This is a genomic window from Paracraurococcus lichenis, from assembly GCF_030657435.1.
In the GTDB taxonomy this organism is placed as follows: Bacteria; Pseudomonadota; Alphaproteobacteria; order Acetobacterales; family Acetobacteraceae; genus Paracraurococcus; species Paracraurococcus lichenis.
Genome location: NZ_JAUTWS010000190.1, coordinates 1 through 4,722 on the forward strand (window position 1 = coordinate 1; position 4,722 = coordinate 4,722).

Annotated in this window: 7 protein-coding genes; 6 read left to right on the forward strand and 1 reads right to left on the reverse strand. The window is 73.3% G+C overall.

From position 1 onward, the window contains the following. The 6 genes from Q7A36_RS38405 to Q7A36_RS38430 form a co-directional block, all read left to right on the forward strand. A partial coding sequence (locus Q7A36_RS38405) for a response regulator (protein WP_305109066.1) occupies window positions 1-506 on the forward strand: 506 nt, incomplete at its 5' end. Continuing rightward, window positions 503-955, forward strand: a complete 453-nt coding sequence (locus Q7A36_RS38410; RefSeq protein ID WP_305109067.1) for a chemotaxis protein CheW — start codon at window positions 503-505, stop codon at window positions 953-955. The genes Q7A36_RS38405 and Q7A36_RS38410, both read left to right, overlap by 4 nt. Before the next feature lie 14 nt (window positions 956-969). Then, on the forward strand, window positions 970-1,338 hold the full coding sequence (locus Q7A36_RS38415) for a response regulator (protein WP_305109068.1): 369 nt from the start codon (window positions 970-972) through the stop codon (window positions 1,336-1,338). Further along, on the forward strand, window positions 1,338-2,366 hold the full coding sequence (locus Q7A36_RS38420) for a chemotaxis protein CheB (protein ID WP_305109069.1): 1,029 nt from the start codon (window positions 1,338-1,340) through the stop codon (window positions 2,364-2,366). Before Q7A36_RS38415 ends, Q7A36_RS38420 begins: the two co-directional genes overlap by 1 nt. Beyond that, complete coding sequence (locus Q7A36_RS38425) at window positions 2,363-3,169, forward strand: CheR family methyltransferase (RefSeq protein WP_305109070.1); 807 nt, start codon at window positions 2,363-2,365, stop codon at window positions 3,167-3,169. Before Q7A36_RS38420 ends, Q7A36_RS38425 begins: the two co-directional genes overlap by 4 nt. A 155-nt stretch (window positions 3,170-3,324) precedes the next feature. Next, on the forward strand, window positions 3,325-3,996 hold the full coding sequence (locus Q7A36_RS38430) for a bactofilin family protein (RefSeq protein ID WP_305109071.1): 672 nt from the start codon (window positions 3,325-3,327) through the stop codon (window positions 3,994-3,996). A gap of 51 nt (window positions 3,997-4,047) precedes the next feature. Here the strand turns inward: Q7A36_RS38430 and Q7A36_RS38435 are convergent. Further along, the coding region (locus tag Q7A36_RS38435; protein WP_305109072.1) for a prepilin peptidase at window positions 4,048-4,722 on the reverse strand (675 nt) is incomplete at its 5' end.

Below are 4,722 nucleotides of genomic sequence, written 5' to 3' on the forward strand. Positions count from 1 at the left end.
GCCGACCCGAGGCCATCGGCTCCGCCCTCGTCAACGGCAAGCCCGTCGAACTCCTCAATGCCAGCTACTTCGTCGGCGAGACCGCCGGCACCTGGTTCAGCCCGCCGAGCGTGGCCAACCGGCCGCGCGGCCGCCGCGTGCTGATGGTGGACGACAGCCCGTTCTTCCGCGGCCTGGTCGGCCCGATCATCCGCTCCTGTGGCCTCGAGGTGCTGGCGACCGGCTCCGCCGAGGAGGCGCTGGCGCGGCTCGAGGCCGGGGAGCGCGTCGACCTCGTTATCACCGACATCGAAATGCCGGGCATGGACGGCTACGAGCTATGCCGCACGCTGAAGCGTGACCCGCGCTGGGCCCATCTGCCGGTGATCGGCCTCTCCGGTCATGCCGGTGCCGAGGATGTGGAGCGCGGTCTTGCGGCCGGCTTCGTCCGCCACCTGCCCAAGCTCGCGCGCGACGACATCAGCCGCGCGATCACCGAAGTCCTGCAGCCGGAGACCTGCGCGTGACCGAGACCGCCCGCGACATTCGCTCCCAGTCCGTCTCGGTCGTCGTGGCCGGGCAGTCCTGGGGCATCCCCATCGCCGCGGTGCGCGAGGTGCTGGGGCCGCAGGCCATCACGCCGGTGCCCCTGGCGCCGCCCGCGGTCGCCGGATCGCTCAACCTGCGCGGCCGCATTGTCACCGTGCTCGACCTGCGCACCGCTCTCGGCCTGCCGCCGACCGTCTCGCCCGAGCGCGCCACCGAGGTGGTCGTCGAGCAGGAGGGCAATCTCTACAGCCTGCTGATCGACGAGATCGGCGACGCGATGGACCTCGCGGCCGGCACCGTGGAGGCGCCGCCGCAGACCATGGATGCGCGCTGGCGCGCGCTGGCGACCGGGATCGTGAAGCTGGATGGCCGCCTGCTGCTGCTGCTCGATCTCGACCGCCTGCTCGGCGCGGTCGGCACCGCCTGAACCGGGAGTGTCCGATGCCCCAATGCCTCGTCGTGGACGACAGCGCCGTCATGCGCCGGATCGCCCGCAGCATGCTCCAGAAACTCGGCTTCGAATGCACCGAAGCGGCCGACGGCGCGCAGGCGCTGGAAGCCGTGCAGCGCAGCGCGCCCGACGTCATCCTGCTCGACTGGGAGATGCCGGTGCTGGACGGCCTCGGCGCGCTAATCGCGCTGCGCGCCGAGCCCTGGGGGCAGAAGCCGCGCGTGGTGATGTGCACCACGCTCAGCGACATGGAACGGATCATCGCCGCGCTCGAGGCGGGCGCGGACGAGTACGTTATGAAGCCCTACGACCAGGAGATCCTGGCGGACAAGCTGCGCGCCGTCGGCATCCTCGACTGATGCCGAACAGCACGGAAGTGCGGGCGCCGGACCCGGATCGCGCGCCGGTGCGCGTGCTCCTCGTCGTGGCCGAGCCCATGGTCCGACTGCAGTTGCGGCGCCTGATCTCCGGCCGGCCCGAGTTCGAGGTCGCCGGCACCGTCCGCAGTGAGGCCGAGATCGAGGGGGCGGTGGCCGAAACCCGATCGTCCGTCGTCCTGGTGGATGGACGCGATGCGCGGACCGGTGCGGCGGCGGCGATCCGCCTCGCGGCGCGCTGCGGCCTGCGCGGCGTGCTGTTGCAGGAGGACCGTGCCTCGTTGGGTGCCAACAGCCTGCCCTGCCCGACCAACCTGGCCGCCGAGGAGCCGGGCGGCGCCTTCATGCAGCAGCTCGCCGGCCTGCTGCGCGTGCCGGCATCCGCCAGCGCGCCGGCGGCACGGCTGGCCCCGGCCCGCCCGGGCTTCCGGCCCGAGCTGATTGCCATCGGCAGCTCCACCGGTGGTCCGCAGGCGCTGACCGAGCTGGTCCGGGCGCTGGCCGGCCGCCGCCCTTCCGTGCCGGTGCTCCTGACCCAGCACATGCCGAGCACCTTCACCGCCATGCTGGCGGATCAGCTCAGCCGCTGCGGCTTCCCGGCCGTCGAGGCCACGGACGGCATGCCGCTGCAGCCCGGCCGCATCCATGTCGCGCCTGGCGGGTCCCACCTGCTGGTCCGGCGGGACGGCGACCGCCTCGTCTGCGTCCTGGACGACGGCCCGCCGGAGAATTTCTGCCGCCCCGCGGTGGACCCGATGCTGCGGGCGGCGAACCGCGTCGCCAATGGCCGGGTGCTCGCCGTGATCCTGACCGGCATGGGCAGCGACGGGCTGCTCGGCTGCCAGGGCCTGGTCGCGGCCGGCGGCGTCGTGCTGGCTCAGGACGAGGCGACCTCGGTGGTTTGGGGCATGCCGGGCGCCGTCGCGCGTGCCGGGCTCTGCCATGCCGTCCTGCCGCTTTCCGCCATGGCCGACGCGGTGGCACGCCTTGCCACGGGAGGACTGTCATGAATGCCGCTGCGCTCGCCACCATCCGGGAGGTGGTGCAACGCCGCTCCGGCATCGCCATGGCGGCCGACAAGGATTATCTGGTCGCGGCGCGGCTCGAGCCCATGCTGCCGCAGCTCGGCGTTGCCAGCACCGCGGCGTTGGCCGACCGCATCGGCCGGCAGAACGACATGCGCCTCGCCATGCTGGTCACGGATGCGTTGACCACCAACGAGACGCTGTGGTTCCGCGACGGCCGGCCCTTCGAGCTGCTGCGCGACGTGGTGGTGCCCGATATCCTGGAGCGCCGCGCGACCGAGCGCGAGATGCGGTTCTGGTCCGCCGCCTGCTCCACCGGGCAGGAGCCCTATTCACTGGCGATCCAACTGGCCGAGGACACTGCGCGCCTCGCGGGCTGGCGCTGGCGCATCCTCGGCACCGATCTCAGCGCCACCGCCGTGGCCCGGGCGCGGGAGGCGCGCTACAGCCAGTTCGAGGTGCAGCGCGGCCTCTCCGCCCACCGCCTGATCAAGCACTTCAGCAAGGAGGGCGAGTTCTGGCGGCTGAAGGAGGTGCTGCGCGGGGTGGTGGAACTGCGCGAAGCCAACCTGCTCAGCCTGCCGCCGCTCGGTCCCTTCGATGCCGTGCTCTGCCGCAACGTGCTGATCTACTTCGACGTGCCGACCAAGCGGGCGGTGTTGGAGGCGGTCGCGGCGCGGATGCGGCCGGGCGGCTGGCTGCAGCTCGGCGCTGCCGAGACGACGCTCGGCATCACCGCCGCCTTCGCGCCGGATCCGGTGCACCGGGGCCTGTACCGGCGTGTCTGACGGCCGCCATGCCGACCGGCCGGCCGCGGCCGGCCAGTCGATGCACTAACACACCGGCCACCATTGCCCAAAATGAGACCGGATCAAGATACGCGAAACCTTACAACTGCCCGAGTCGAACCGACCCTGCCCACCTCCTAGAAGGGAGATCCGCAATGCTCCGCCTTGCGAAACTCGTCCAGCATGAGCCGATCGTCACCTACGAGCAGTTCGACCTCTCGCGCGAGGAGGAGGAGGCGTTCGACCTCGCCCCCGTCCCCGCCCCCGCGGCCAGCACGCCCGCCCCGGCAGCGGACACGCTGGTGAGCGGGGTCATGCTCATTGCCGCGGGCGGCACGATCGAGGGCAAGGTGACCACCACCAGTCATGTCCGCATCGCCGGCACGCTGCGCGGCCGGCTCGAGGCGGACAGCGTCTTCATCGCCCGCGGCGGCAGCGTGGACGGCGAGGTCGAGGCCCGGACGGTCCATGTCGAGGGCCAGCTGCGCGGCAGCGTCACGGCCGCTGAGATTGAGATCCTGAGCGGTGCCGTGGTCGAGGCCGAGCTGACCTATGACGACATCGACATCGCCCGCGGCGCCCGGGTCACCGGCCTGCACCGCCGCCGCGAGGTGCCGCCGCCCGAGCCGCCGGTCCTTGCCCTCGGTTCGGAAGGCGAGGCGGAGACCATCCGGCTCGGCGTCACCGACGAGGCCGAGCAGGCCCTGCAGGCGCTTGCCGCTGTCGCCCATGCCGCCGCCGCCGCCGCCGCCGAGCTTGCCGGAGGCAGCGCCGTGAGCCTGACCGAGCTGGAGGAGGAACTGCGGGCGGCTGGTGCGAAAATATAGCCCAGCAGGACCGCCACCCCGCGCATCTGAGCGCGGATCCTCTCCGCCGCCCTATTGTCCTGTGGCGGTGAGGGTCGTGGCGGCGAGGGCTGCGGCGCTGATGGCGAGGCCGAGCGGTATCCAGTCCGGCCCCGGTCGCCGGGCCTGGCGCCAAGCCAGCGCGAGGAGCGCGGTGGCGGCGGCGAGCAGGACGAGCAGGCGCGGCAGGCCGGAGAAGCCGACGAGCGCGCCGCAGGCGGCCATGAGCTTGACGTCGCCGCCGCCGAGGGCGGCCTGGCCGAGCAGGGCGCGGGCGCCGAGTTGCAGGGCGGCGAGCAGGCCCCAGGCGGCGGCGGCGCCGAGCAGGGCATCGGCGGGCGGCACCGGAGCGAGGCCGAGGGCGGCGCCGGTGAGGCCAAGCCAGAGCAGCGGCTGGGTGATGCTGTCGGGCAGCCAGTAGGCGCGCAGGTCGAGCAGGGCGCCATAGGTGATCAGGCCGGCGACCAGGGCCAGGAACAGCCCGGGCAGGCCGGGCCCGGCGGCGAGCGGGCCGCCGGCCAGGGCGAGCGCGAGGGCGGCGCTGTGGGCGAGACGCCAGGCCGGCTCGGGCCGGCCGGCGGGCCGGGCGAGGCGGCGCAGGCTCTCGACCAGTTCCGACCCGCTGCGGCCGCTGGCCTCCTGCGCCTCGAGGGTGGCGACCTGGGCATGCGCGAGGCGGGCCAGGCCAGGGCCGAGCAGGGCGGCGGC